The sequence below is a fragment of the Rhizobium sp. RU33A genome, from assembly GCF_900156055.1.
Taxonomy (GTDB): domain Bacteria; phylum Pseudomonadota; class Alphaproteobacteria; order Rhizobiales; family Rhizobiaceae; genus Allorhizobium.
Map to the genome: position 1 here is coordinate 494,392 of NZ_FTMQ01000003.1, position 24,445 is coordinate 518,836.

Consider the following 24,445-nt stretch of genomic DNA (forward strand, 5'->3'; position numbering starts at 1 on the left):
CGAAAATCGTGTCCCGGCGACATTTTCGGCCAAGTGGCTGAAACTGCTCATCCACAGGCGGTGTTAACCTTAACAAAGGGTTTACGTTGCGTGTTCGTGTCGAACAGGCCACCTTTTGCACGGGACAGACGTTAAAGGGTAGAGTGGTGACGGACGCTGGTTCACGGCCGGTAGCGACCATCATGATGATGGTATTTTTCTCGGGGTTGGCGCTCGATATCGCCGTCCCGGCTGCCGTGCTGTCCGTCATGGCTTCCCTGAAATGGCTGGTGGAAAACTGGCCGGCGACAAATGATTTGTCGTTTGATCAAAAGGCGGAAACGGCATGAAGACACTTCTGCTCTTGTGGGCTCTGCCCATCACGATCCTGGGCGCCTGGTACGGTCTGTCCTACTACAATATGAGCTTCGGCATCTTCATGCTGACGCGCGATGCCCATGATCTGGTGTTCCAGGTTTATGGCAACGTGCTCGGCATTGCGCCGGAGACAATTCCGCCGCTGGTTCTGCGCGCCATCATCGTCGATAGCCTCATCCTGTTCGCGATCATCGGCTTCCGCCGACGCAAGCAGATCAGGGCCTGGTGGGCCGCCCGTCAGGCGAAGTCGGCGGAGTTGTCCGAAGTGCGGGCAAGCCCTGAGAGCCTGTGGAGCGCCCCCTGAAGGATGAAGCTCGCAGCGGCGGAATCGATCCGCTCGCTGCGCTTTGCCCTGGAGACATCCATTTCCAGAAGCGCTCTTTCGGCGGCGACCGTCGACAGCCGCTCGTCCCAGTAGACGAAGGGGATGTCGGTCTTTTCCGACATCGAGCGCACGAAGGCCCGTGTCGCCTGGACGCGCGGGCCCGACGAGCCGTCCATGTTGACCGGCAGACCGATGACAAAGGCGACAATCTTCTCCTTCGCCGCAAAGGCGAGCAGAACCTCCGCGTCCTGCGTGAATTTCACCCGTTTGATAACAGGGCGAGGGGTGGCAAAGCGCCGGCCGAGATCGGAAGCCGAAAGCCCGATCGTCTTCGTGCCCAGGTCGAGCCCGGCAATGGCCTCGCCAGGTCTCAACCGTTCAGCCAGTTCCTCGATCGTCAGCGTGGCCATCTTGTCTCGCCGATCAACGCTTGCGTACGAATTCGGTTCTGAGCACCAGGCCCTTGATCCCGTCAAAGCGGCAGTCGATTTCCTCGGGATCATCCGTCAGTCTGATTGAGCGGATAACAGTGCCCTGCTTCAGCGTCTGGCCGGCACCCTTCACTTTGAGATCCTTGATGAGCACCACCGAATCGCCATCGGCAAGTTCGGTCCCGGAGGCGTCACGGGCGACGGGCTTGGCCGCGGCTGCCGCTGCAACTTCGGACGCCGGACGCCATTCGCCGGTCGCCTCGTCATACACGTAGTCGTCATCGGCCATGGTGGTTCCTTTCTTGCACTCAGCGCTACGGCTGTCATGCTGGTCGCTTAGACCAGCATAGGCATAGAAGCAACTCGGCGCGACCGTTGCCGACGGAGCGGCTCGCCATATATTGCAGACCATATTCAAGGACCGGAGACTCAACGCATGAAAATCACCTGGCTCGGCCACGCCGCCTTCCGTCTCGATTCAGCCAAGGCATCGATCCTCATCGATCCCTTTCTGACCCACAATCCGGGCTTCGCCGGTCTCGACCGGAAGGAAATGACCAAGGGGGTCACGCATATTCTGCTCACCCACGGTCACGGCGACCATGTCGGCGATACGGTGCAGCTCGCGCAGGAAACCGGCGCGACCGTGCTCGCCAATGCCGATCTCGCCGCCTGGCTCGGCACCAAGGGTGTCGACAAGCTGGAAATGGGCAATACCGGCGGCACCATTCATTTCGAAGGCTTCTCGGTGACCTTCACCAACGCCCTGCATTCCTCCGCTCAGATCACCGAAGACGGCGTGTCGCACGCGCTTGGCAATGCCAACGGCCTGATGCTGCATTTCGACGACGAAGCTTCGGTGCTGCATATGGGCGACACCGATATCTTCTCCGACATGAAGCTGATCCACGAATTGCATCAGCCCGATGTCGGCATCGTCCCGATCGGCGACCGTTTCACCATGGGCGGGGCAGTGGCGGCCCTGGCCTGCCAGCGCTTCTTCGACTTCAAGACGGCGATACCCTGCCACTACGGCTCCTTCCCGATCATCGACCAGACGCCGGAGAAATTCGTCGCCGGCATGGATGGAACGCGCACCCGTGTGGCCACCCCGCAGGCCGGAACGGCCATCGAGGTCTGACAAACCCCGTTGCTTCGGCGCTTGACGGCCATTATAGCGAAGAAAACAGCTTATCCGGAGAATGCCATGTCTGTTGACCTCGCCACCGTCAAGCGCGTCGCGCGCCTTGCCCGCATCGCTGTCAGCGAGGAGGATGCCGCACGCATGACCGGGGAATTGAATGGCATTCTCGGTTTCGTCGAGCAGCTGAACGAAGTGGATGTGACCGGTGTCGAGCCGATGACCTCGGTCACCCCCATGGCCATGAAGAAGCGCGAAGACGTCGTCACCGACGGCAACAAGGCCGACGACATCGTCGCCAATGCGCCGGCCACCGATCGCAATTTCTTCCAGGTTCCGAAGGTCGTCGAATAAGACGCCGTCCGCATCCTGAGAGCGCCTCCCGTTTCTTGAGGGCCTGCCGGCCCGCCGACAGTTTGAAGTGAACCTGCTATGAGCGAATTGATCAGCCTCACCATCGCCGAAGCCCGCGCGAAACTCGCCGCCAAGGAGATCAAGGCCGTCGAACTGACGGACGCCTATCTCGCCGCGATCGAGGGTGCGAACAACGATCTGAACGCCTATGTCGCCGTGACCCCGGATGTTGCCCGCGACATGGCGAAGGCATCTGACGCCCGCATCGCGGATGGCAAGGCCGGTGTGCTCGAAGGCATTCCGCTCGGCGTCAAGGATCTCTACGCTACCCGCGATGTGCATACTCAGGCCTGCAGCCACATCCTCGACGGCTTCAAGCCGAAGTATGAATCGACCGTGACCCAGAACCTCTGGGATGCCGGCGCCGTTATGCTCGGCAAGCTCAACATGGACGAATTCGCCATGGGCTCGTCGAACGAGAGCTCCTATTACGGTCCTGCCGTTAACCCGTGGAAGGCCAAGGGGTCGGAGGAGAAGCTGGTTCCCGGCGGCTCCTCCGGTGGCTCTGCCGCGGCCGTTGCTGCGCATCTCTGCGCCGGTGCCACGGCAACCGACACCGGCGGCTCGATCCGCCAGCCGGCTGCTCTCACCGGCACCGTCGGCATCAAGCCGACTTACGGCCGCTGCTCGCGTTTCGGCATCGTCGCCTTTGCCTCGTCGCTCGATCAGGCCGGTCCCATCGCCCGCGACGTCCGCGATGCTGCGATCCTTCTGAAATCCATGGCCAGCGTTGACCCGAAAGACACGACGTCTGTCGACCTGCCGGTTCCGGACTACGAAAAGGCCATCGGCGGCTCGGTGAAGGGCATGAAGATCGGCATTCCCAAGGAATACCATATCGAAGGCATGTCGGAAGAGGTCCTGGCCCTCTGGCAGCAGGGCATTGCCTGGCTCAAGGAGGCCGGCGCCGAGATCGTCGACATTTCCCTGCCGCACACGAAATACGCGCTGCCGGCCTATTACATCGTCGCACCTGCCGAAGCCTCGTCGAACCTCGCCCGCTATGACGGCGTCCGTTACGGTCTGCGCGTCGACGGCAAGGACATTGTCGACATGTATGAAAAGACCCGTGCTGCAGGCTTCGGCAAGGAAGTCCAGCGCCGCATCATGATCGGCACCTACGTGCTCTCGGCCGGCTACTATGACGCCTACTACCTGAAGGCCCAGAAGGTCCGCACGCTGATCAAGCGCGACTTCGAACTCGCCTTCGAAGCCGGCGTCGATGCGATCCTGACGCCGATCACGCCGTCGTCTGCCTTTGCGATCGGCGACAAGGAACTCGCGGCCGATCCGGTCAAAATGTACCAGCAGGACGTCTTCAGCATCACGCTCAACATGGCCGGTCTGCCGGGCATCTCGGTTCCCGCCGGCCTCGATGCCAAGGGCCTGCCACTCGGTCTTCAGGTCATCGGCAAGCCCTTCGAGGAGGAAACCCTCTTCAAGACGGCCCATGTTATCGAACAGGCTGCCGGCAAGTTCACGCCGGCCAAATGGTGGTAAAGGACTTCGTCATCCGTGACATGACAGCGGCCGATGCGGATAGCGTCGGCCGTGTCGGTTTCGACGCCTGGGCCGCCAACCCCGTGCTGAATGCCTTCGGTGTCGACATGATGGTTCGCATTCGCCTGAGCTTCCGCCGTTTTGCCCAGGAGCACTACAGCCTGATCACCATCGGCGAACTCGGCGACGAAATTGCGGGCTGGATCGCCCGCGACGGTGCCCGCGACTACATCTCCGATCTCTGGGTGAGCCCCGCCCATCAGGGGCTTGGCATCGGCTCGGCGCTCGTCTCGAGGCTGCTGCGCGAGATGCGCGCCGAAGGCTTGAAACGCGCACGGATCGACACGCACGCCGCCAACGAAGCTGCGATCCGGCTCTACAAGGATCTGGGCTTCACCATCGTCTGGCGCGGCATGCTGCACTCGCCGTCCATGGGCATGGCGGTCGACAAGGTGAAGATGCAGCTGGTGTTTTAGCGCGAGCGCCGACGCTGGCTTTCCATATAGGCCTTCAATACCGCATTCATCCGCGTCTGATACCCCTTGCCCTGCTGTCGAAACCAGTCAAGCACGTCGTTATCGAGCCGGACCGTGATCTGCGTTTTGGCGGATGGTGTCACGAGGATGGCCGTCTCGAAGAACGCGTCATCGAGTTCCGGGATGTCGCTGTAATCAATCTCTGCGTCCGGACGGGACTGAAGCTCCTTAAGACGAGCGGCCGAGATGGTCATGATACTTTTGCCTTTCGCTGCGGTTCGCGAGACGGGCTGAGATGATGCGGGAGGTGCCGTCGCGGTCTGTATGTATGACGGCGATCACGATCAATCCCTGGATTGCGCCGATGCTCATGTAGCGGGTTTCACCATAATCGCGACGCCCATCGACGCCGGTCAGAACATCGCCCTCGAAGATCAGCCGGGCTTCCTCAAAGGAGATGCCGTGCTTGATCTGGTTGGTGATATTCTTCGCGGCGTCCCACTCGTATTTCATGTTTAAGTGTAACTACGAATGTAGTGGCGGGCAAGAGTCTCGCGTCCAGCTCACCGGTTATCCAGCTCAGCCCTTACAAGCCTCAAGCCCCGTTCGGTGATCCGATAAGGCTTGCCCTGTTTCGAGCTGATCGCCTTCAGGCGTTTCAGCCTGCGAAAGAGCTCGAGGTCGAAGCCGGGATAGAGCCAGCCGTCGCGGGAGAAGCACAAGGCCTTATCGATCTTGCGTCGGTCGTCGCGGTGAAGTTCGATCCAGCCGCCCTGGGCCATGAGATGAAGGATACGCTGATCCGTGCGTGAAATATCCATGGTGTGATGTCCGGAGAAGCGCGCGGCGTAGCGCGCATGAAAACGGGTCCGGCGCCAGAAGGCGTCGGGGCTTCGTTTTCTGGCCCTGGCCGATCGCTCCCTCGATGGGGCGCGGGCAGGGCCTTTATCGGGTCTCGGACAAACCGAACATCAAAACTCCTGTACACAGCGTTTTGATATCACGATGCGCTTTGTGGCGTCCATGACAGCAATGTCACACGCTCTGGTCAAGAATCATCACCAATGTTTTACTATCGACAAAGAAGAGGTGAGGATGGTCACGATCCGCAAGGCACGACAGGATGACGCAAGGCTGCTGACGGACATCGGCATGCGTGCGTGGCGCAAGGCCATGGCGTCCGTCGGCGAGGCGGAGGAAATGGCGGCCAATGCACGGGACGCTTTTGCGCGCTTCGCGGAAGATGGCTGGATCACCATTACCGTCGTCGAAGTCTCCAGCGTTCCCGCCGGCTGGGCCGCGCGCGAAGACATGGATGAGAACATCACCGATTTCTGGATCGAGCCAGATTTGGAGGGGCAGGGGCTCGGCAGCAGATTGCTGCAGGCGGTCGAGGATGAACTCAGGGCACAAGGCATCCCGCTCGCCCGCCTTCAGACCCATGCGATGAACAGCGATGCACTGAAGTTCTTCGAAAGAAAGGGCTATCAGGTGAACTGGCTGACCGTCAGCTACAATCCCAAGCTTGATCGCGATGTGCAGTCCGTTGGCCTGTCCAAGTCGCTATCGGAAGCCGGCGGCAGCGGCTATGGCCAGGAATTCTAGATGAGCCGTTCCAGAAGAAGAGCAGCCTCGTCCGCCGCATGAAGGACCGCTTCTGGAATGAGTGCAATCAGTAGGATGATAACAATGTGCAGCCCCGCCATGAGCGGCAGCAGGACAGGAAAGGGCGCTTTCCGCGTCTTGTGACGCAAAAGCCGCTGGCAGGCAAAGGCGCCCAGGCCGCCACCGAAAACCGCAAGCAGGATAAGGGTATCCTCGCGCACGCGCCACGCCCCTTGCGTGGCCGCCATCTTGTCGAAGGCATAGACGCAAAACACGATCCCGTTCCACAGGGCAAAGATCGCAAGCAGGGTGAGGATGGTGTCAGTTTGCATGGCGACCGAAGTCTAGCCAGTGATTGTGCCTTTTCCGTCAACGGAGGCGCGCGTTGCCAACATCCCACAAGTCTTGCACCTTCGGCCCAATTGCTCTACCTCACGAGACAACACGTCCACGCATGACATGAGCATCCGATGACCCTGGTAGACACTCGCACGCCCGATCCGAAACGCTTCATCCCCGGTGCCACCGGTGACTGGGAAGTCATCATCGGCATGGAAGTCCATGCCCAGGTGATGTCGAATTCCAAGCTGTTTTCCGGCGCCTCGACCGTCTTCGGCAATGCGCCGAATTCCAACGTCTCGCTCGTCGATGCCGCCATGCCCGGGATGCTGCCCGTCATCAACGGGGAATGCGTGGCCCAGGCTGTCCGCACCGGTCTTGGCCTGAAGGCCCAGATCAACAAGCGCTCGATCTTCGACCGCAAGAACTACTTCTATCCGGACCTGCCGCAGGGCTATCAGATCTCGCAGTTCAAGGACCCGATCGTCGGCGAAGGCAAGATCATCATCTCGCTCGGCCCCGACCGTCAGGGCAATTTCGAGGATATCGAGATCGGCATCGAGCGCCTACATCTGGAACAGGATGCCGGCAAGTCAATGCACGACCAGCATCCGACCATGTCCTACGTGGATCTCAACCGCTCCGGCGTCGCCCTGATGGAAATCGTGTCGAAGCCCGACATGCGTTCGTCTGACGAAGCCAAGGCCTATATGACCAAGCTGCGCTCGATCGTGCGTTATCTCGGCACCTGCGACGGCAACATGGACGAAGGCTCGATGCGCGCCGACGTCAACGTCTCCGTGCGCAAACCAGGCGGCGAATTCGGCACGCGCTGCGAAATCAAGAACGTCAACTCGATCCGCTTCATCGGCCAGGCCATCGAATACGAAGCCCGTCGCCAGATCGCGATCATCGAGGATGGCGGCACGATCGACCAGGAAACCCGTCTCTTCGATCCGGGCAAGGGCGAGACCCGTTCCATGCGCTCGAAGGAAGATGCGCATGACTATCGCTACTTCCCCGATCCGGACTTGCTGCCGCTCGAATTCGACGACGCCTTCGTCGAGGAGCTGAAGAAGTCGCTTCCCGAGCTGCCCGACGACAAGAAGGCACGTTTTGTGTCGGAACTCGGCCTCTCCGTCTATGACGCTTCCGTGCTCGTGTCGGAAAAGGCGATCGCCGACTATTTCGAAGCCGTGGCCGAAGGCCGCGATGGCAAGACGGCCGCCAACTGGGTCATCAACGACCTACTGGGCGCCTTGAACAAAGCCGGCAAAGCCATTGAAGAGACTCCGGTTTCGCCCGCCCAGCTTGGCGGAATCATCGACCTCATCAAGGCCGAAACCATCTCGGGCAAGATCGCCAAGGATCTCTTCGAGATCGTCTTCAACGAGGGTGGTGATCCGGCCGAAATCGTCGAGAGCCGCGGCATGCGCCAAGTGACCGACACCGGCGCCATCGAAAAGGCCGTCGATGAGATCATGGCAGCAAACCCCGACCAGGTGGCCAAGGTGCTTGCCAAGCCGACGCTTGCCGGCTGGTTTGTCGGCCAGGTGATGAAGGCGACCGGCGGCAAGGCCAACCCGCAGGCCGTTCAGGCCCTGGTCAAGGCCAAGCTCGGCATCGTCGAGGAGTAAGGCATTGTTCTTCGTCCGCACGGCCACCGACCGGGATGTGGAACCGCTCCGCGCCCTGCTGACGCAGAGTTTCCACGCGACCTATGACCGGTTCTATGGTCCGGCCAAGGTTGCCGAATTGATCGCGGCCTGGCACTCGCCGGCCGAGATCAAGCGGCGCATCCACGTCAAAGGCGGCGAGTATCTTGTCGCCGACGACGGCAAGCGGATCGGCGGCATGGCCTTTGCTGCCATCTCCGAGAAGCTGACCAAGACAGCGATCCTGCATCAGCTCTATGTCCACCCGGACCATCAGCGCCAGGGCATCGGTCGCGATCTCTTCGCCGAGATCGAGACCTGCTTCCCCGATGCCGAAATCCTGAGGCTGGAAGTCGAGCCGCAGAATGCCGGCGCCATCGCCTTTTACGAGGCACATGATTTCGTCGAGGTCGACCGCACGAAGAATTGCGGCGGTCCCGACAGCGGGATCGAGGCTGTGATCATGGAAAAGCCGCTCAAGTGAGCGGCTTTTTTGTACTCGGGCCCTGGTTCAGGTGAACGGTGCTTCCGTCACCGTGCCGTCTTCGTCGATGAGTTGCACGGCGGTGCATTCGATGAGGCCATCCTCTTTGGCATTGCTGCAGGCAAGCTCGGCGGCCTTCAGGGCCAGTTCGCGGGTCTGCCAGCCACAGGAAAACTGGTGCCAGTGCGGCCCGCCATCGGCCATCATGAAGATGTCGACGCTCCAGTTGCCCGGGGAACAGACAGCATTCACCTCGCAGGCCTCGACCGTTCCGCCGCCCTCGATGCACTGCTTGACGGCGCAGTCGATGGCGCTTGCCGCATCCTTCTCTGCGCAGAGCCCCGAGCTCATCTCCGGCGCCTGCACATAGGCGATTGCCTTGCGCCCGCCATCCTGGGCTCCGGCCGAAACGGCCGAGAGAGTTACGCACAGAATTGTCACCAGCCGTCGCATGCCTGTCATCAAGAAGTCCCCCGAGGTCGTTATGGAGCACTAGACTAGTGCAACAGCGGGGGCGGCATGCAAGTCCAATCAGTACAGATCAGAGAAGCCACCGAGAATGATCTGGAGGCGATCGTCTCCCTCTTTGCCGATGATCCCCTCGGCGGCCATGGCGACACGACCGATCCTGAGGCCTTGCCCGAGTATCGCGCCGCATTTCGGAAGATTGCCGCCTCATCAAACGAGATGCTCTATGTCGCAGAACTCGAAGGCGAGGTGGTCGGCACCTTCCAGACCATGGTCACCACCACCATGACCGCGCGTGGTGCATCCTCTCTGATCGTTGAGGCCGTGCAGACAAGGGCCGACATGCGGGGCAGGGGCATTGGGGCGGTTATGATCAATTTCGCCATCGACAAGGCCCGCGCCGACGGCATGCGCCTCGTCCAGCTGACTTCGAACGCCGTGCGCTCGGACGCTCACCGCTTCTATGAGCGGCTCGGCTTCACGCCCTCCCATATCGGCTTCAAGCTAAAGCTGAAATGACGGGGGTGCGACGGGGAATCACTGGACAAGCGCAAGGCGAGGCGGCATAAGCGAGACAGGTTCGACAAGGCCGTCCTGCGGCCTGCGGTAATTGCCCAAGGATAAGACATGAAGCAGTTTCTCTTGCAGATCTTCACCTGGTGGAACGGTCAGACCATGGGGACCCGCTTCTTCACCTGGCGTCACGGCAAGCGTGTCGGCGAAGACGAGTTCGGCAATGTCTATTACGAAGGCCCGATGACGAGCTGGGGCCAGCCGAAGCGCTGGGTAATCTATAGCGGTTACGCCGAAGCCTCGAAGATCGCCTCCGGCTGGCACGGCTGGATGCATTACCGCACCGATACCCCGCCGTCGAAGGAAGACTACAAGCCGCGCGAATGGGAAAAGGCGCATCGCCCGAACCAGACTGGCACGGCTGCCGCCTATCGCCCGCAGGGCTCGATTTCCGCCACCGGCGAGCGTCCGCGCGTCACCGGCGACTACGATGCCTGGACGCCGGGCAGCTGATACCCGATTTGGCCATAATCCGGCATTAGGGCCTCTATCGTGAGGCCCTTCTTGTATCTGGCATCCGGTCGAGATGGGCAAGAGGATCGATGAAAGCGAGCGGGACGATGAAGTTGAGTGCATGGGCATGGGCCATTCCGGTTGTCGGGCTTGCCGCCGTGGCGTCGCTTGGTCTTGCCGGCAGGGCTGATGCCGCCCGCCTCGAAAATCCCGTCGCTGAGTTTTCTGGTATCGACAAGATCACCGGCCGCATCACCACCTTCGACGTCTATGTCAACGAAACGGTCCAGTTCGGCGCCCTCCAGGTGACGCCCAAGGTCTGCTATTCGCGTGACGAGACAGAAGCGCAGAAGATCGACGCCTTCATCGAGGTCGACGAAATCACGCTCGACCGCAAGATCCGCCGCATCTTCTCCGGCTGGATGTTTGCCGACAGCCCGGCGCTGAACGCCGTCGAACACCCGATCTATGACGTCTGGCTGACCGGCTGCAAGGTCGAGTCGGAAGTCCCGCCACCACCGGGTGTCGAGGCTGTCGCCAAGCCCGCGCCGGAACCCGCAAGGCCTGCCGATGCCGCTACGCCGGCACCGACCGCAGCCTCCACACAGCCGGGCGCTGCAGTCACGGATCCGTCTCAGGCCACCGTGCCGGGTGCAGATCCCAACCAGACCGCCGTGCCGCCGCTCGATGCGCCGGTGGAAGTCCCCAATGAGGTCTTCGGAGGCGCGCTGCCGGAGCAGGACGGTCTGCAGCAGGACGATCTCATTCCGGATGGCCAGCCGCTGCCGCCACCGACCCAGGTGACACCACCTCCGGGCGTCGGTCTCTTCTGAGGCGATTAAGGTCGGTCAAATCAGACACGATAGCTGTGCTTCCAGACCACCGGGCGCCGCGCTTGCTTTTCCCGCAATGCGGTCTCCCGCTGCTTAGGCGATGCCCGACTTCGAAAAAAGTGTGACCCGAGAACAGGGGGCACCGTGAAACGACAGCGCCTCCCTGCAGGCGCCTCGACGGCCAGACGCTTCGCGGTTGACATCCTCACCAATAGGGAGAACAAGAGGCGAACGAACAGGAGTTCACCCATGTCTCTCTCCGAAAAATTCATCGTCCTGCCGTTCAAGAAGAACCGGGGCAACATCGTGCCCGGCGAGATGCGGCAGGCCTCCAGCGCCGCCTCGGCTGAAAAAATCGCCACCGCCATGTCCGCCCGCCACCTCGGCGTCGCCGCCTACTCCATCCAGGTCGACGAGGAGAGCGGCGATATGACCAGTCCCAAGCTGATCATCGCCTTCGGCGAAACGGCAGACCTGACCGTGAACTGACGGAGCCTTCGTGCGGCCCGGAATGACGTTTCTGGGTTGCCACCTGTCGTTTTTGATAGCAAGGATTCAGCCGGATATTTTCTTTTTCAATTGGGCCGATATTTGAAATGACTGACCCTGTGATGCAGTCCACAACGATGGCTGGTGCCGTTGACAGCATGGTAGGCGAACTCACGGCGGCTGATCCGCTATTGGTCGGCAACGATGCGTTTCTCGCGGCGGTCCTGAGTGGCTGCGGCGACTGCATCAAGGTGCTCGATCTGCAGGGCCGCCTGCAGTTCATGAGCGAAGGCGGCAAGCGGGTCATGGAAGTCGACGATTTTGCCCCGCTCAAGGGCTGCCCCTGGCCGGATTTCTGGAGTGGAGACGGCAACACCGCCGCCAGACAGGCCGTGGAAGCGGCCATTGCCGGAAAACCATCCCGCTTCGTGGGTGAAGCGAACACCGTGAAGGGCAATAGCCGCTTCTGGGATGTTCAGGTGGCACCGATTTTCAACGTCGATGGCAGCCCCTCCCATATCCTGTCGATATCCAAGGACATCTCGGACGTCACCGACGCCCGGCAGCGGTTGGAGCTTTTGAACGGTGAACTGCAACACCGCATCAAGAATACGCTCGCCGTGGTTAGCGCTATCGCTCGTCAGACGCTGAAAGGCGACGATATCCGCGATCGCCGCGATGCCTTTACCGGCCGCTTGCAGGCTCTCGCCGAGGCCAATGACATGATTTCGACGAAGGCCCTGCAGGATGCGCCGATCCGTGCCGTGGTCGAAAACGCGCTGCGCCCGCATGTGCAGAGCGAGCAGCGTTTCTCGATTTCCGGTCATGATCTCGACCTGACCGCCAAACACGCCCTGACGGTGGCGCTCACTATCCACGAACTTGCCACCAACGCGACGAAATATGGCGCGCTCTCGGATGGAAATGGCAAGATTGACATTCGCTGGCAGGTCGATCGCAAGGCTGACAATCCCAACGAAGCTTTCCACTTCGTCTGGCAGGAAAGTGGTGGGCCGCATGTGCATGAGCCGAAGACGCAAGGCTTTGGATCGAAGCTCATCTCGCGCATCTTCGCCGCCGATTTCGCCGGACAGGTCAGCGTCGAATACCATCCGACCGGCCTTGTCTGCACGATGAGGGCGCCGATCCCGCAATAAGCGAGATCACGGCGACCTTAAAGTAGCCGGCCGCCGGCGACGGCGAAGGGGGCGTTTGAAGTGATGATGAAGGTGGCCAAGATCGACGTGGCCAAAATCGATGCGGTGAGCGAGGGTGATCGCTAACCTCAACACAGAGTAAGCCACATCACCCCGCCATAGGTGATCAGCGTCGCCACAAGGGCGGCCGCCTGCAGCATTCCGGCGATCTTGTGCAGCAGCCGTACCTCATCGGTTTGCGGCTCTGTGAGTGCCCTGGTCGCAAACCAGTGTAGACCGCCGATCAGTGCCAGAACAATGACGAGCATCACCGCCAGCAAAAGCCGCAGCGCCGAGGTCGGGCCAACATCGATCTGGTGCCAACCGAGATGGCATCCTGTCGCCTGGGCGCCGTAGAGCAGCAGGAAGGCACCTGACCAGATCACAAAGCCGGTGAGCAGCAGGACGAAGGGGGACACTTTCATCTCACCGCCCTCCGATCCCGGTCAGGCTCTGCAGCACGAAGGGGAAAGCGAGCCCGATCAGACCGGCAACGGCCGTGTAATCGTGCCAGAGCTGTCCGATCCGCAGATCGAGCACGCGCGACGGGCCGATATACCCAGTATTCCAGCGCCACAGCCCGTAGATCGCCAGCACCGCGCCGATCGTCGCATGCAGCCCGACATAAACGGCGACGGCAAAGGCTGCCGCCGAGGCCGCATGCCCCGTCGGCGCCGGGATCGACATCAGCAGTACCGCGACCGCGCCGACGCTGATCATATGTGCGACAAGCGTCACCGCGAGGCTCGTGACCGTCCGACCGGCCTGACCATTGGCGAACCGTCCGGCGATCGCCGCCGTGACGAGCGCGCCAGCACCGACCAGCGACGGCAGAACGAAGGTGAAGTCGAGATTCGGCGGCGGCCAGTTGGGGGCGGATAGCCAGAGGAAGAAGGCGCCGAACACCAGGGACGTATAGAGCGTCGCATTGGCGGCGAGCGCAAAGACCACGGCCCACCACGAGGGCGGTTGCGCCACTTCCTGGTGATGCAGTGCGCGTTCGCCGCGCCCGACTTCCAGCGGGCCGATCTCCTGCTTCAAGCCCGTCGCCGGTGTCCAGAGGAAGAAGAGGATAACAACCGCCACGAAGGCGACCGGTGTGAACCAGTAGATCTTGGCGAGCAGGCTGGCGAAGAAGGCCGCCGTCGCGATCGCCGTCCAGAGCGGCAGATAGGTCGGGCGGGGCAGGACGACCACATGGTCGAGGCGTCCGCTCACCATGTCGACGGTCAGCGTTTCCATCCAACCATTGCGCATGAAGCCGAGGTAACCGCGACCGGCGGCAAGCTCCGGGCCAAGGCTGCGCGGCTCAAGCGCATCGGCGCGGGTGTCGATATGTGGCAACGATCCGAAATTATAGGACGGCGGCGGCGTGGGCGTCGCCCATTCCAGCGTGCCGGCTTCCCAAGGGTCGCGACGGAATGGCCGGCCATGGCGAATGAGCATGATCAGGTCGAGGGCCACCAGCGCAAAACCGATCGTCATCACGAAGCTGCCGACCGAGGAGATGAAGTTCAAGACCTCCCAGCCGGCGGCCTGCGGGTATTCGAAGACCCGTCGCGGCATGCCGCGCAGGCCTGTCAGGTGCATGATGAAGAAGGTGACGTTGAAGCCGATGAAGATCAGCCAGAAGGCGGGCTTCGACAGGTGCTGCACGGGCTGGCGCCCGGTGATGTGTGGCAGCCAGTAATAGGCCGCCGCCATCATCGGAAAGACGAAGCCACCGACCAGCACGTAGTGCAGATGCGCCACGACGAAGTGTGTGTCATGCGCCTGCCAGTCGAAGGGCACCATGGCCAGCATGACCCCGGTCAGGCCGCCGGCCACGAAGACAAAGAAGAAGCCGAAGACATGCAGCATGGGGATGGAATAGCGGGGCCTGCCATGCGCCATGGTCGCGAGCCAGGCGAAGATCTGGATGCCGGTGGGGATGGCGACGAGCGCACTGGCCGCCGAGAAGAAGGAGAGCGCCACATGCGGAATGCCCACCGTATACATGTGGTGGACCCACAGCCCGAAGGACAGAAACGCCATGGCGACGATGGCGGCGACGATCAGCCCGTAACCTTCCAGTCGCGTACGACACAGGACCGGAATGATGGTCGACAGCGCACCGGCGGCGGGCAGGAAGATGATGTAGACCTCCGGGTGGCCGAACAGCCAGAACAGGTGCTGCCAGAGCAGCGGATCGCCACCGCGTGTCGGGTCGAAGAAGGGCAGGTCGAAGGCCCGCTCCACCTCCAGCAGAATGGAGCCGAGGATCAGGGGCGGGAAGCCGATGATCATCATCGCGGCGACCACCAGCATGTACCAGGCGAAGATCGGCATCCGCGTCAGCGACATGCCCGGTGACCGGAGCTTGAGGATCGTCACCATGATCTCGATCGCCGCCGACAGCGCCGAGATCTCGACGAAGGTGATGCCGAGCAGCCAGACATCGGCATTGATGCCGGGGGAATAGGGACGCGAAGAGAGCGGCGTATACATGAACCAGCCGCCATCGGGGGCAATGCCGAAGAGGAGGGCTGCGACTAGGAAGGAACCGCCAAACAGGTAGCACCAGTAGCCATAGGCAGACATGCGCGGGAAGGCGAGATCGCGGGCACCGAGCATCTTCGGCAGGAGATAGATCGCAAGCCCTTCGAAGAAGGGGATGGCGAACAGGAACATCATGATGACGCCATGCATCGTGAAGACCTGGGCATATTGGGCGGCATCGAGGAAGGCGCTGTTGGTCGAGGCGAGCTGTGCCCGGATCAGCATGGCAAGCACGCCGCCAATCGCGAAGAACACGAGTGCCGTCACCATGAAGCGCTTGCCGACAACGGTGTGGTTGACCGCCGACAGCCGCTCCAAGCCATGGCCCGAGCCCCAGACGGCGTCGAGCTCATGGTGCAGCCGGATCGCCGTTTCCGGTGTCTGATAGCCCGTCTCGGGTCTGGCATCGTTCATGGTGCGGACACTCCTGCGGACAGTGCTGTGAGACGTTGGCGATAGATTTCAGGCGGATGGGCCTCTACAGTGAAGCGCATGCCGGCATGGCCGGTGCCGCAATATTCGGCGCAGATGCCGCCATAGCGTCCCGGCACATCGGCCCGGATGCGCACGATCGTCTCATGCCCGGGCACGGCATCGATCTTGCCGGCGAGCCTCGGTATCCAGAAACTGTGCACGACATCGGCACTGGTGACACGCACCTCCACCACGCCGCCGGCCGGAATATGCAAGGTCCCGTCGGTGCTGAAACCATCGCCGAGATCCGGATAGCGGAAGCCCCAATGCCACATGGCGCCATGCGCCTCGACACGGGCGACCACCGGCTCGTTCTGCCAGGCGCCGATCAGATATTCCCCCTGCGCCATGCCATAGGTCATCAACGCGATCAGCACGGGAACAGGCAGGAACAGTCCGCCGGCGATCATCCAGCCCTTGGGCGAAAGACCGCGTCCAAAACCGGGCTTGAAGAAAACGAGGCCGAGCAGCGCAAGCACAAGCCCCAGGATGAGACCGGAGCCGATGAGCATGATCCACCAGAGATTGGCGATCGCCCCGGCATAGGGGCCGGCCGGATCCAGCGTCGACAGATCGCCCGAACAGGCGGTCAGTGGTAGGCCGATCACGCCGAGGGAAATGATGCGTTGGAACATTCGAGCCCGCATCGGCCTTTCCCCCGCAAAAGGAGAACTCCTATGGCCAATATGTCTGAGACCGAAGAAGCGAACCCCGTCATTGAGCAGCTTGAGGAGAAGGACAAGACGTCCGCCGTGGCTGTTGCCGGCCACCCGCTGCATGCCATGAGCGTGCATTTCCCCATCGCCCTGGTCTTCGGCACGCTGGCCGTCGACGTCTTCTACTGGTTCAGCGCCGATCCCTTCTGGCTGCGCGTCGGCCTGTGGACCTCCGGCACGGCCTTCCTCGCCGGTGTGGCGGCCGGGCTTGTCGGAACGGCCGAGCTCTTGCTCGTGCCCGGCATTCGCGCGCGAGCCGCAAGCTGGGCCCATGCGATCGCGGCTATTACCCTGATCTCGGTTGCCGGCGCCAACTGGGGCTTGCGGCTCATCGATCCCAATGTGGTTCTGCCGCATGGTATGCTGCTCTCGGTTCTGGCGGCCGTCCTGACCGGTGTTGCTGGCTGGCACGGTGGTAAGCTGATCTTCGATCACGGAATCGGCCTCATGGTGTCGCCCAAGGATTGAATGGCTCAAGGAGGCGCTTCAGCCCGCCCGGCTCGGACATGACCGGAGGCAGGGTGAACTGGGGCGCCTCCTTGGCGAGCACGAGAATGAGGATCGCCAGCACCACGATGCCGCAGCTCACCGTCGCCACGACAAAGCGCCAGGCCGGATAGACTTCCCCCTTCTTGAACAGCCGGATGACGACCAGGCCGGAAAAGACGTGGAAGATGGCCAGCAGCCCGACAAAGGCGAGCTTCCATGAAAACCAGAGCGCGAACACCTCTCTCATGAAACTCAGCGCTATCCCGCTTGCGACCGCAATGAAGGCCGCCGGCGAGATCAGCACGACAAAGGCGAAGCGCGTCATCCGCTGCATGCGGTAGAGCGCATCGTCGTTCTCGACATGTGCTCGCTGTACGTAGAGGCTCGGCAGGCTGATAAGCCCGGCGGTCCATATGGCAATGGCCGCGATATGGACGAATTTGAGCAAGGCGATCATCAGCGCGGCGCCTCGCTGTCGAAGCTTCGTCCGGCAAACAGGCTTCGGAGCTTGAGAAGAGCGGCAAACAGATAGGGCAAGGCCGCCGGCACCCACATCAGCAGCCCTGAAAGCTGCTGGTCGGCCAGCGGTGAGAGGCCGAAGGGATGCGTCGTGTCCATATGCGCGGCAAACAGTGGCTCGCGCGAGAATGTCAGCAGAGCCCCCAGCATGCCCATCTGGATCGTCGTGCCGAGCAGGAGCGCCACCGAAGGCCCGACCGTGCGCTGTGGCGAGAGAATGTCATACCAGAGCCAGACCGCAGACCCGATCAGCGTCAGCTCCATCAGCCAGTAGGCGGCCGGCGATGAGAGGGCGAACAGATAGGGCTCCGGGGCGTGCCAGGTCCACATCAGGATCGTGTGCACGAGAAAGGAGAGCTGCGCCGGCAGGGGCTGGCGCTCGCGCGCCTTGGGCGGGATCGCAAGAATGATGAAAGGTGCAAGAAACGTGACGAGCAGGATGTGATGCAGCACACGGGCCGAAAACAGCGCGGATGCCAGCGCACAGAGGGGTGAGACGAAGGCAATCAACATCACCAGAAGGGCGGCACCGGCCGCCATTCGCTGGCGCGGATTGCTGGCCGTGGTCATCAGAAGCACGAAGACCGCACCGATCGCGGCAAGCAGGGGCGGGTCGAAATTCCAGTCACGCCAGAGCATCTCCGGTGTCGGCGCCGGGCCGCAATAGATATCGAGGTTCATGATGTCAGTCCCGAATTGCCGTCAAAGTCGGTCATTGCCCCGCGCACGCGCACCCTCCGTTCGGCCGCTGCCCTGCGAGGGCAACACGCGTGACGCCACATTGTTCCATGCCAATTGTTCCATCGGCTCGGGAGATCGGAAAAGCCGGATGGAACGACCTCAGGCGCCCCGTTCGATCCGGACCGGCACGGACTTGTAAGCCGGGGTTTTCGAGGCGCGGTCGTGATGCGCCAAGGGCACCAGCGGATTGAGCTCCGGGTAATAGCCGCCGACGCAGCCATCCGGCAGGTCGAAGGGCAGGACCTCGAGCCCGCCGACGCGACGGTCGACCCCATCTTCGGCATCGCTGACCAGCGTCACGCGCTCGCCGACGGTAAGCCCATGTCGCTCGATCTCGGCGGGGCTGATCAACAGCACATCGCGCTTGCCCTCAATGCCCCGCAGGCGGTCGCTATAGCCATAGACCGTCGTGTTGAACTGGTCGTTGCTGCGCAAGGTCACCAGGCTCATTCTGCCCGGTGCCGGCTGAAAGCCGGTGGCCGAGAGCATCTCGGGCGTGACGAACTCGGCTTTGCCGCTCTCCGTCTTCCACTGCCGCTCGCGGGCGGAGTTGCCGCGATAGAAGCCGCCGGGCGTGAAGATCCGGGCATTGAAATCGCGGAATTCCTCGGGATAAGTCCTCTCGATCAGATCGCGGACGGACGCCGTGTCGCGCGCCCAGTGGCTCCACAGCATCTTCGTGTTCTGCGGCAGGGTCGCCTCGGCGAGCCGGCTGACGATCTCGATCTCGGATTTCAGGTGTTCGCTCGCCGGCGTGCGCTTGCCGACAGACCCGTGAACGCAGCTCAGGCTGTCTTCCATCGACACGACTTGCGGATGGCCGGTCAATGGATCCATTTCGCTGCGTCCGAGACAGGGCAGGAGATAGGCGATCTCGCCGTTGAACAGGTGGCCGCGATTGAGCTTGGTGGCGATCTGGACCGTGAGCCGCTGCCGCGGCCAAGCCTCCTCCATCGCCTGCTGTTCGGGGATCGCGCGCAGAAAATTGCCGCCGAGCGCGACAAAGGCCGAGACCTCGCCCTTGAGAATGGCCTCGCAGGCCTCGACCGTGTTCATGCCCTTCTCGCGCGGCGGCGAGAAATCGAACAGCTCCGCGAGCCGGTCGAGCGGCACGAGTTCCGGCTTTTCCGCAATGCCCACGGTGCGCTGACCCTGGACATTGGAATGGCCACGCACCGGCGAAATCCCGGCGCCCTGTCGGCCGATATTCCCCTTCATCAGCAGCAGGTTGGTGTAAGTCGAAATGTTCTCGAAGCCATGCACATGCTGGGTGAGCCCCATGCCATAGATGCCGATGGTGTTTTCGGCTTCCACATAGACGGCCCCCGCCGCCTCGATCGCCGCACGCGTGAGCCCGGAGACCTCCTCGATCTCGGCCCAGTCGAGCGCTCTCACCCGCGCCTCGAAATCTTCGAAGCCGACGGTATCCTCGGCGATGAAGGCGCGGTCGATGACCTGACGATTGTCGGCTTGCGCCGCATCGTCGGCGGCCAGCACATGTTTGCAGAGCCCGAGCAGCACGGCGATATCGCCGCCCGGTTTTACCTGGTGATACTGGCAGGACAGCGCCGTTTCGCTGCCGGTCACCATTGCCGTCGGCTCCTGTGGATTGATCATCTTCTCCAGCCCCCGCTCGCGAACGGGGTTGAAGGTCACGATCCGACAGCCACGCCTGACCGCCGCCTGCAGCACATGCAGGAAGCGCGGGCTGTTGGAGCCGGTATTCTGGCCGAAAAAGAAGAGCGCATCGCAATGTTTGAAATCGTCGAGCACGACGGTGCCAACCGGCGAGCCGATCACCTTCTTCAGGGTGACCGACGTCGTCTCATGACACATGTTGGAACTGTCGGGCAGATTGTTGTGCCCATAGGCCCGGGCAAATAGCGCCCAGCAATAGGACGTCTCAAGGCTGGCGCGGCCGGAGGTGTAAAAGACCGTCTTCTTCGGATCCATGGCCTTCAACTCACGCCCGATCTCGGCGAATGCCTCGTCCCAGGAGCAGGGCACGTAATGGTCGCTCGCCCTGTCGTAACGCATCGGATGGGTCAGCCGTCCCAACTGCTCCAGATCGTAATCGCTGAAGGTCTTCAGCTCGGTCAGGCTGTGACGGGCAAAGACGTCCGGAGTGGCCGTTCGGCTGGTCAGCTCCCAGAGCGTCGCCTTGGCGCCGTTTTCGCAGAATTCGACGGGATGGTGATCGGCGGGTTTTGTCCAGGCGCAGGAGACACAGGCGAAACCACCCGGCTTGTTCTGCTCCAGAAGTGTCGCGATCGCCCCGGCGCTGATGCCTTCGTCGCCAGCGATCCGGGCAATGGCTCGAAGCGAACCCCAGCCGCCTGCCGGCCCGTCATACGTCACCGTCGCATCATCCTTCGCCATTATCCGCTCCCTTCAAATCTGTTTCGAAGGGAGAACGGCCGGAGGCGCGATTGGTTGCGCGGGGCGGGGAACAACAGCCTGCGCGTTGCACACAAACGGGTGAGGCCCCCATATTGAGTGCGAGATGCACCGGGCATTCTTCACCTCCGCCGCTTGCAAGCCGGACAGCGGCCACTACCCTTAAGGCTGGACCTGACGCGCCGGTTACGCTAGCCGAGTGTTGCGACCCCGTGTCTGGAGTGAATGATGGCGCCTCCCACCCTTTTTTCGCCTTCCCGAAATTGCTGGCGCGTCGAGAAAGCCGACGACTTCTCGATTCTGATCGATGCCAATGACTATTTCGCCTCGATCCGTGCCTCGATGATGGCGGCTAAGCGGGTGATCTACTTCGTCGGCTGGGACTTCGATGCCACGATCACCCTTGGTCACCCCAAGGTCGATGATGGCGCGCCCCGCCGGGTTGGCGACTTCCTTCTCTGGCTGGCCCGCCGAACGCCCGGCCTCGAAATCAAGATCCTGCTGTGGAGCCCGGCTCCGCTTGCCAGCTGGGCAAGGCCTTCGAACCTGCCCTATCTCTTGCGCTGGAAATGGAACAGGCAGATTTCCGTCCGCCTCGACGGCAAGCATCCCCTGGGCAGTTCGCACCATCAGAAGATGCTGGTGATCGATGATGCCGTTGCCTATTGCGGTGGCATCGACGTGACGCTTGATCGCTGGGACACGCGCGAGCATCTCGACGAAAACCCCGACAGGCGCCGCCCCAATGGCAAGCCCTACGGCCCCTGGCACGACATCTCGAGCCGTTTCACCGGTCCTGCCGCACAGGCGCTCGGCGAACTCTGCCGTCATCGCTGGACCCGTGCCGGCGGAAAGGATGTGGCCCCGGTGACCTCAGAGCCGGCTCAGGCGGAGGTTGCGCCGAACTTCTCCTTCGGCAGCGTCAACCTCGCGATCGCCCGCACCAGCCCCGCCTATCAGAACGAGACCGCCGTCACCGAGATCGAGCAGCTCTATCTCGACATGATCAACACGGCCCGGCACACTGTCTATGCCGAAAGCCAGTACTTCGCCTCGCGCGCCATCGCACAAGCCATCGCGCGCAGACTCGCGGAGCCGGACGGGCCGGAATTCGTGCTGATCAATCCAACGGTCTCGGACAACTGGCTCGGCACGATCGCCATGGACACGGCCCGCGCCCGGCTCGCCGAATCCTTGCGCCGACACGACGACCACGGACGCTTCAAAATCTATCACCCGGTCACCGCCGGAGGGCAGGCGATCTACGTGCATGCCAAGCTGATGATCGTCGACGACCAGTATCTCCGCGTCGGCTCCTCCAACATCAACAACCGCTCGATGCGCTTCGACCAGGAATGCGACGTGGCGCTTGAGGCGGGCGGTTCGGAAGACCTCTCGGCGAAGATCACAAGCTTCCGCAACGACCTGCTGGCCGAGCACCTGGGGGTGACACCCGACGCAATCGAAGGGGCCATCGCTCATTGCGGCTCGCTGATTGCAGCCATCGAGCAGCTGAGGGCAGAAAACGAGGCCACGGGGGGCGAAACGCTGAAGTTCTACGAGACGCCGGCGATTTCAGACCTCGAAGAATGGCTCGCCGACCACGAAATCCTCGACCCGGAGGGTTCGGACGCAGTGTTCGAGCCGATCGAGAAGCGGGGGCTGTTTAGAGGGATGCTGAAGCGGCCGAGGCGGCGGAAGGCGGGCGGCTAGAAGCCGGGGCGTTATTGGCGGCTTGACGCAAGCAGCTGCGACTACTGTGTTTCCCGATGGCATGGTCAAATTCGTCCACTGCGCCCCGAGTGATTATTACTCCGGCAAGGCCGGCGATGTGCTCACCGTCGACTTCACTGTCGCCGACATTCCCTGCGTGGGCCAGAACGGCGGACCCGCCTTCAAACACTCGGAAGCTTTCTCCTTCCAGATATCAATCGAAGACCAGGAAGAAACCGACGGCTACTGGAACGCCACAGTCGGCAATGGTGGACAGGCAAGCGCCTGCGGCTGGTGCTGAGGCCTAGCGCGTTCGAGGCGATGATGGAGATGGGGAAGATTGATGCGCGAAGATTGAGGCGGCTAGAGGGGGTGAGAGCGGCCGCCTCCTCGCTAGAGCCGGATGCCACACAGTCTGCGGCTCTCTTCTTTCAAGATATCTATGGACGAAAAATTTACGTTTGATCGACTTCGAGTGAAGGTTTGTGCGTCGAATATCTTTGCCTTCGAGTGAGATGTTGGTCGAACCTGTGGTGGGTGCAGACGTAGGAATGAATGTCGCCGTATATTGAAATTGCTAATTTGGCCGAGTTGATGTGAGATTCGGTGAGTGTAAAACTCTGAGGAACGTGGTCGGTATGTCAGGTGTATCTATCATTGCTGTATTCCACCAAATTAGGAATTGGGGCGCGCGCTATTTTCCTGATTATCTCGAGTCCACGCATTTAAAACGCAGTCGAGAGATTTACAAGAAAAAGGATATAGAAGCCGTGCCTGCTAGCATACCTGCGGAAACCCAGCGTGTTGCTTTGAAGCAGGTTTTCGCCGCTGAATTCTATACGCCCGCCCATGCCGCACGGCTTTTCGGGGCATTCGAAAAATTGGGCTGGAGTTCGCCCGACACGTCACCGTTCCGCATGGACGCTGCCGAGCGGGTTACGAGATCACGCAGGCGCTTCGACGCCATGTGGCTTAACCTCGGCACTATTGTTCCCCCTGGCACCAAGCGAGTCTTCCGGGACGCTACTGTGTGTGATCTTCCCAAAGGTTTTGTAGCTGCCCACGCCAATTTTTTTTCTATAAGCCCTTCACTGAGTTGCATAGTCGTAGCCTTCGATGCCAATACCGAGACCGAAGAACGATTTGACAATATTGCCCGCTCTCCACTGGGGACGAAGCTGACGCGCATCAAGCGAGGCTTTTCGATAGCTCGTCCACGCAATGTGAAGCAGCAAGCCATTGGTGATGCCCGTCAAAGCAATCGGAACGACATACTTAGCTGGTTCAAGACATATCTTCCCGGGGCATTTTCGACTAGCGAGAGTTTGGAATTATTACCCACATGTGAACTAATGTTTACGGATGGCCTCCGTGCCTGCGACGATAGAACAAGCAATGGTCTTTGGAGAGAATATCTCGGCCTAGACTATGGCTTGGGAGGTTGGGATAGTTCCGACATGAACGGACTTACATTTGTCCATCCGGTTTCGAGTCAGGATAGGGATCAAGGCCATTCTCTGCTCTATATTGAGCGTAGCGCACTAAAGAGAATTGAGAATTCAACATATGGTGGTGACAGTGATCAGGCTTATATCAATAGGCTTTCGACCGACCTGCCTGGGTTTATCGGATATTGGGGCATTGGTGCGCTCCTGAGGCTGTACCAAGAAGAGATAAGCGTGGTCCGAGATGCCGGGTCGTCATCGGTGCAGTCAGGGGATGCCTCGGGGGCTGTTAAACGACTTCAGCGGGTTACTTCTAACAGCATTGATATTTCATTACTTGCGTCTGAGTTGCCGGACGCTCTCCGGAACGTACACTGGACAGGATGCGACTTCTTCCGGAAATCGGGCGATGAGCCGCCAACGAGCTTAGTTGCTGCCTCGAGTCAGTGGTCAACAGAATTGTTGGAACGTTTAGGTACATCAGACCGCGCAATCAGGGACTTGTTGGTGCAACAAGGCAATCTGATAAATAGTCTCGAAGCAATCGCGTCGCAGCGAACAATGTCGCGTTTAACGTTCGCAATGACCCTCTTAACTGTAGCTATTTTCATTTTGACGGCTGTAATGGCCGTTCCCGTAGTGTATCCTTAACCGTCCGAAGCCGAAATCGCGTG

Annotated in this window: 29 protein-coding genes and 2 pseudogenes; 18 read left to right on the top strand and 13 right to left on the bottom strand. The window is 61.2% G+C overall.

The window, feature by feature from the left end; translation table 11 throughout:
• The first annotated feature begins 146 nt into the window (after window positions 1-146).
• Together BW978_RS13270 and BW978_RS13275 are read left to right on the top strand one after the other, a co-directional pair.
• Window positions 147-329 carry a hypothetical protein gene (locus tag BW978_RS13270; RefSeq protein ID WP_244551958.1) on the top strand — a complete coding sequence of 61 codons (183 nt, stop codon included), beginning with the start codon at window positions 147-149 and terminating at the stop codon, window positions 327-329.
• Complete coding sequence (locus BW978_RS13275) at window positions 326-661, top strand: DUF6105 family protein (RefSeq protein ID WP_076395811.1); 336 nt, start codon at window positions 326-328, stop codon at window positions 659-661. The genes BW978_RS13270 and BW978_RS13275 overlap by 4 nt, the downstream gene beginning before the upstream one ends.
• Here the strand turns inward: BW978_RS13275 and ruvX are convergent.
• On the bottom strand, window positions 595-1,092 hold the full coding sequence (ruvX, locus tag BW978_RS13280; RefSeq protein WP_076395813.1) for a Holliday junction resolvase RuvX: 498 nt from the start codon (window positions 1,090-1,092) through the stop codon (window positions 595-597). The two genes, BW978_RS13275 and ruvX, sit on opposite strands and share 67 nt — an antisense overlap.
• 13 nt (window positions 1,093-1,105) lie before the next feature.
• Entirely contained in the window at window positions 1,106-1,402 is a 297-nt protein-coding gene (locus BW978_RS13285) for an alkylphosphonate utilization protein (RefSeq protein WP_054150659.1), read from the bottom strand.
• Between the two features lie 147 nt (window positions 1,403-1,549).
• Here BW978_RS13285 and BW978_RS13290 point away from each other — a divergent pair, with 147 nt between their 5' ends.
• The 4 genes from BW978_RS13290 (at window position 1,550) to BW978_RS13305 (ending at window position 4,644) form a co-directional block, all read left to right on the top strand.
• A complete protein-coding gene (locus tag BW978_RS13290; RefSeq protein WP_076395815.1) occupies window positions 1,550-2,254 on the top strand; it encodes a metal-dependent hydrolase in 705 nt (234 codons plus the stop codon).
• 66 nt (window positions 2,255-2,320) lie between these two features.
• Window positions 2,321-2,608 (top strand): Asp-tRNA(Asn)/Glu-tRNA(Gln) amidotransferase subunit GatC, encoded by a 288-nt coding sequence (gene gatC, locus BW978_RS13295; protein WP_076395817.1) that lies wholly within the window; start codon window positions 2,321-2,323, stop codon window positions 2,606-2,608.
• A gap of 78 nt (window positions 2,609-2,686) precedes the next feature.
• Entirely contained in the window at window positions 2,687-4,168 is a 1,482-nt protein-coding gene (gene gatA / locus BW978_RS13300; protein WP_076395819.1) for an Asp-tRNA(Asn)/Glu-tRNA(Gln) amidotransferase subunit GatA, read from the top strand.
• Window positions 4,159-4,644, top strand: coding sequence for a GNAT family N-acetyltransferase (locus BW978_RS13305; protein WP_083697586.1), 486 nt, complete (start codon window positions 4,159-4,161; stop codon window positions 4,642-4,644). Before gatA ends, BW978_RS13305 begins: the two co-directional genes overlap by 10 nt.
• Here the strand turns inward: BW978_RS13305 and BW978_RS13310 are convergent.
• Genes BW978_RS13310 through BW978_RS13320 form a run of 3 tightly spaced genes read right to left on the bottom strand, consistent with a single transcriptional unit; the run spans window position 4,641 to window position 5,465 of the window.
• Complete coding sequence (locus tag BW978_RS13310; RefSeq protein WP_076395821.1) at window positions 4,641-4,898, bottom strand: BrnA antitoxin family protein; 258 nt, start codon at window positions 4,896-4,898, stop codon at window positions 4,641-4,643. The genes BW978_RS13305 and BW978_RS13310 overlap by 4 nt on opposite strands.
• A complete protein-coding gene (locus tag BW978_RS13315) occupies window positions 4,873-5,157 on the bottom strand; it encodes a BrnT family toxin (protein WP_076395824.1) in 285 nt (94 codons plus the stop codon). The genes BW978_RS13310 and BW978_RS13315 overlap by 26 nt, the downstream gene beginning before the upstream one ends.
• 50 nt (window positions 5,158-5,207) lie before the next feature.
• Window positions 5,208-5,465, bottom strand: a complete 258-nt coding sequence (locus tag BW978_RS13320) for a YjhX family toxin (protein WP_076395826.1) — start codon at window positions 5,463-5,465, stop codon at window positions 5,208-5,210.
• Between the two features lie 274 nt (window positions 5,466-5,739).
• On the opposite strand from BW978_RS13320, the gene BW978_RS13325 reads away from it, so the two are divergent.
• On the top strand, window positions 5,740-6,249 hold the full coding sequence (locus tag BW978_RS13325) for a GNAT family N-acetyltransferase (protein ID WP_076395828.1): 510 nt from the start codon (window positions 5,740-5,742) through the stop codon (window positions 6,247-6,249).
• Here BW978_RS13325 and BW978_RS13330 read toward each other — a convergent pair.
• Window positions 6,246-6,581 carry a DUF1294 domain-containing protein gene (locus BW978_RS13330; RefSeq protein WP_076395830.1) on the bottom strand — a complete coding sequence of 112 codons (336 nt, stop codon included), beginning with the start codon at window positions 6,579-6,581 and terminating at the stop codon, window positions 6,246-6,248. The two genes, BW978_RS13325 and BW978_RS13330, sit on opposite strands and share 4 nt — an antisense overlap.
• Window positions 6,582-6,719: 138 nt before the next feature.
• Here BW978_RS13330 and gatB point away from each other — a divergent pair, with 138 nt between their 5' ends.
• Together gatB and BW978_RS13340 are read left to right on the top strand one after the other, a co-directional pair.
• Complete coding sequence (gene gatB, locus BW978_RS13335) at window positions 6,720-8,225, top strand: Asp-tRNA(Asn)/Glu-tRNA(Gln) amidotransferase subunit GatB (RefSeq protein WP_076395832.1); 1,506 nt, start codon at window positions 6,720-6,722, stop codon at window positions 8,223-8,225.
• A 4-nt stretch (window positions 8,226-8,229) separates the two neighbouring features.
• Window positions 8,230-8,727 carry a GNAT family N-acetyltransferase gene (locus tag BW978_RS13340; RefSeq protein WP_076395834.1) on the top strand — a complete coding sequence of 166 codons (498 nt, stop codon included), beginning with the start codon at window positions 8,230-8,232 and terminating at the stop codon, window positions 8,725-8,727.
• 27 nt (window positions 8,728-8,754) lie between these two features.
• Here BW978_RS13340 and BW978_RS13345 read toward each other — a convergent pair whose 3' ends face one another.
• The gene (locus BW978_RS13345; protein WP_076395836.1) at window positions 8,755-9,189 is read right to left on the bottom strand and encodes a hypothetical protein; all 435 of its coding nucleotides are present in this window, start codon (window positions 9,187-9,189) and stop codon (window positions 8,755-8,757) included.
• A gap of 57 nt (window positions 9,190-9,246) precedes the next feature.
• Here BW978_RS13345 and BW978_RS13350 point away from each other — a divergent pair, with 57 nt between their 5' ends.
• The 5 genes and pseudogenes from BW978_RS13350 (at window position 9,247) to BW978_RS13370 (ending at window position 12,700) form a co-directional block, all read left to right on the top strand.
• A complete protein-coding gene (locus tag BW978_RS13350; RefSeq protein WP_076395838.1) occupies window positions 9,247-9,714 on the top strand; it encodes a GNAT family N-acetyltransferase in 468 nt (155 codons plus the stop codon).
• 108 nt (window positions 9,715-9,822) lie between these two features.
• A complete protein-coding gene (locus BW978_RS13355) occupies window positions 9,823-10,221 on the top strand; it encodes an NADH:ubiquinone oxidoreductase subunit NDUFA12 (RefSeq protein WP_054150672.1) in 399 nt (132 codons plus the stop codon).
• A 107-nt stretch (window positions 10,222-10,328) separates the two neighbouring features.
• A pseudogene (locus BW978_RS23780) lies at window positions 10,329-10,739 on the top strand (DUF2155 domain-containing protein); the annotation flags it as partial.
• A gap of 564 nt (window positions 10,740-11,303) precedes the next feature.
• A complete protein-coding gene (locus BW978_RS13365) occupies window positions 11,304-11,543 on the top strand; it encodes a hypothetical protein (protein ID WP_076395840.1) in 240 nt (79 codons plus the stop codon).
• Between the two features lie 107 nt (window positions 11,544-11,650).
• A complete protein-coding gene (locus tag BW978_RS13370; RefSeq protein ID WP_083697587.1) occupies window positions 11,651-12,700 on the top strand; it encodes a sensor histidine kinase in 1,050 nt (349 codons plus the stop codon).
• Window positions 12,701-12,828: 128 nt separating this feature from the next.
• Here BW978_RS13370 and BW978_RS13375 read toward each other — a convergent pair whose 3' ends face one another.
• The 3 genes from BW978_RS13375 to coxB are packed head-to-tail and all read right to left on the bottom strand — an operon-like array spanning window position 12,829 to window position 16,386.
• On the bottom strand, window positions 12,829-13,164 hold the full coding sequence (locus BW978_RS13375) for a hypothetical protein (RefSeq protein WP_076395843.1): 336 nt from the start codon (window positions 13,162-13,164) through the stop codon (window positions 12,829-12,831).
• A gap of 1 nt (window position 13,165) precedes the next feature.
• Window positions 13,166-15,691, bottom strand: a complete 2,526-nt coding sequence (gene ctaD / locus BW978_RS13380) for a cytochrome c oxidase subunit I (RefSeq protein ID WP_076395844.1) — start codon at window positions 15,689-15,691, stop codon at window positions 13,166-13,168.
• The gene (coxB, locus tag BW978_RS13385; protein ID WP_076395846.1) at window positions 15,688-16,386 is read right to left on the bottom strand and encodes a cytochrome c oxidase subunit II; all 699 of its coding nucleotides are present in this window, start codon (window positions 16,384-16,386) and stop codon (window positions 15,688-15,690) included. The genes ctaD and coxB overlap by 4 nt, the downstream gene beginning before the upstream one ends.
• Before the next feature lie 42 nt (window positions 16,387-16,428).
• On the opposite strand from coxB, the gene BW978_RS13390 reads away from it, so the two are divergent.
• Entirely contained in the window at window positions 16,429-16,935 is a 507-nt protein-coding gene (locus BW978_RS13390; RefSeq protein WP_076395848.1) for a DUF2231 domain-containing protein, read from the top strand.
• Here the strand turns inward: BW978_RS13390 and BW978_RS13395 are convergent.
• From BW978_RS13395 to BW978_RS13405, 3 genes are all read right to left on the bottom strand, one after another.
• A complete protein-coding gene (locus tag BW978_RS13395) occupies window positions 16,913-17,413 on the bottom strand; it encodes a CopD family protein (RefSeq protein ID WP_076395850.1) in 501 nt (166 codons plus the stop codon). The genes BW978_RS13390 and BW978_RS13395 overlap by 23 nt on opposite strands.
• On the bottom strand, window positions 17,413-18,156 hold the full coding sequence (locus tag BW978_RS13400; protein WP_076395851.1) for a cytochrome c oxidase assembly protein: 744 nt from the start codon (window positions 18,154-18,156) through the stop codon (window positions 17,413-17,415). The genes BW978_RS13395 and BW978_RS13400 overlap by 1 nt, the downstream gene beginning before the upstream one ends.
• 159 nt (window positions 18,157-18,315) lie before the next feature.
• Window positions 18,316-20,595: an FdhF/YdeP family oxidoreductase gene (locus BW978_RS13405; protein WP_076395853.1), complete on the bottom strand. Its 2,280-nt coding sequence runs from the start codon at window positions 20,593-20,595 to the stop codon at window positions 18,316-18,318.
• Window positions 20,596-20,841: 246 nt separating this feature from the next.
• Between BW978_RS13405 and BW978_RS13410 the strand changes: the two genes are divergently transcribed.
• The 3 genes and pseudogenes from BW978_RS13410 (at window position 20,842) to BW978_RS13420 (ending at window position 24,422) form a co-directional block, all read left to right on the top strand.
• Window positions 20,842-22,326: a phospholipase D-like domain-containing protein gene (locus BW978_RS13410; protein WP_076395855.1), complete on the top strand. Its 1,485-nt coding sequence runs from the start codon at window positions 20,842-20,844 to the stop codon at window positions 22,324-22,326.
• A 13-nt stretch (window positions 22,327-22,339) separates the two neighbouring features.
• Window positions 22,340-22,805, top strand: a pseudogene (locus BW978_RS23785) (VOC family protein).
• Window positions 22,806-22,964: 159 nt separating this feature from the next.
• On the top strand, window positions 22,965-24,422 hold the full coding sequence (locus tag BW978_RS13420) for a hypothetical protein (RefSeq protein ID WP_076395858.1): 1,458 nt from the start codon (window positions 22,965-22,967) through the stop codon (window positions 24,420-24,422).
• Window positions 24,423-24,445: the final 23 nt, after the last annotated feature.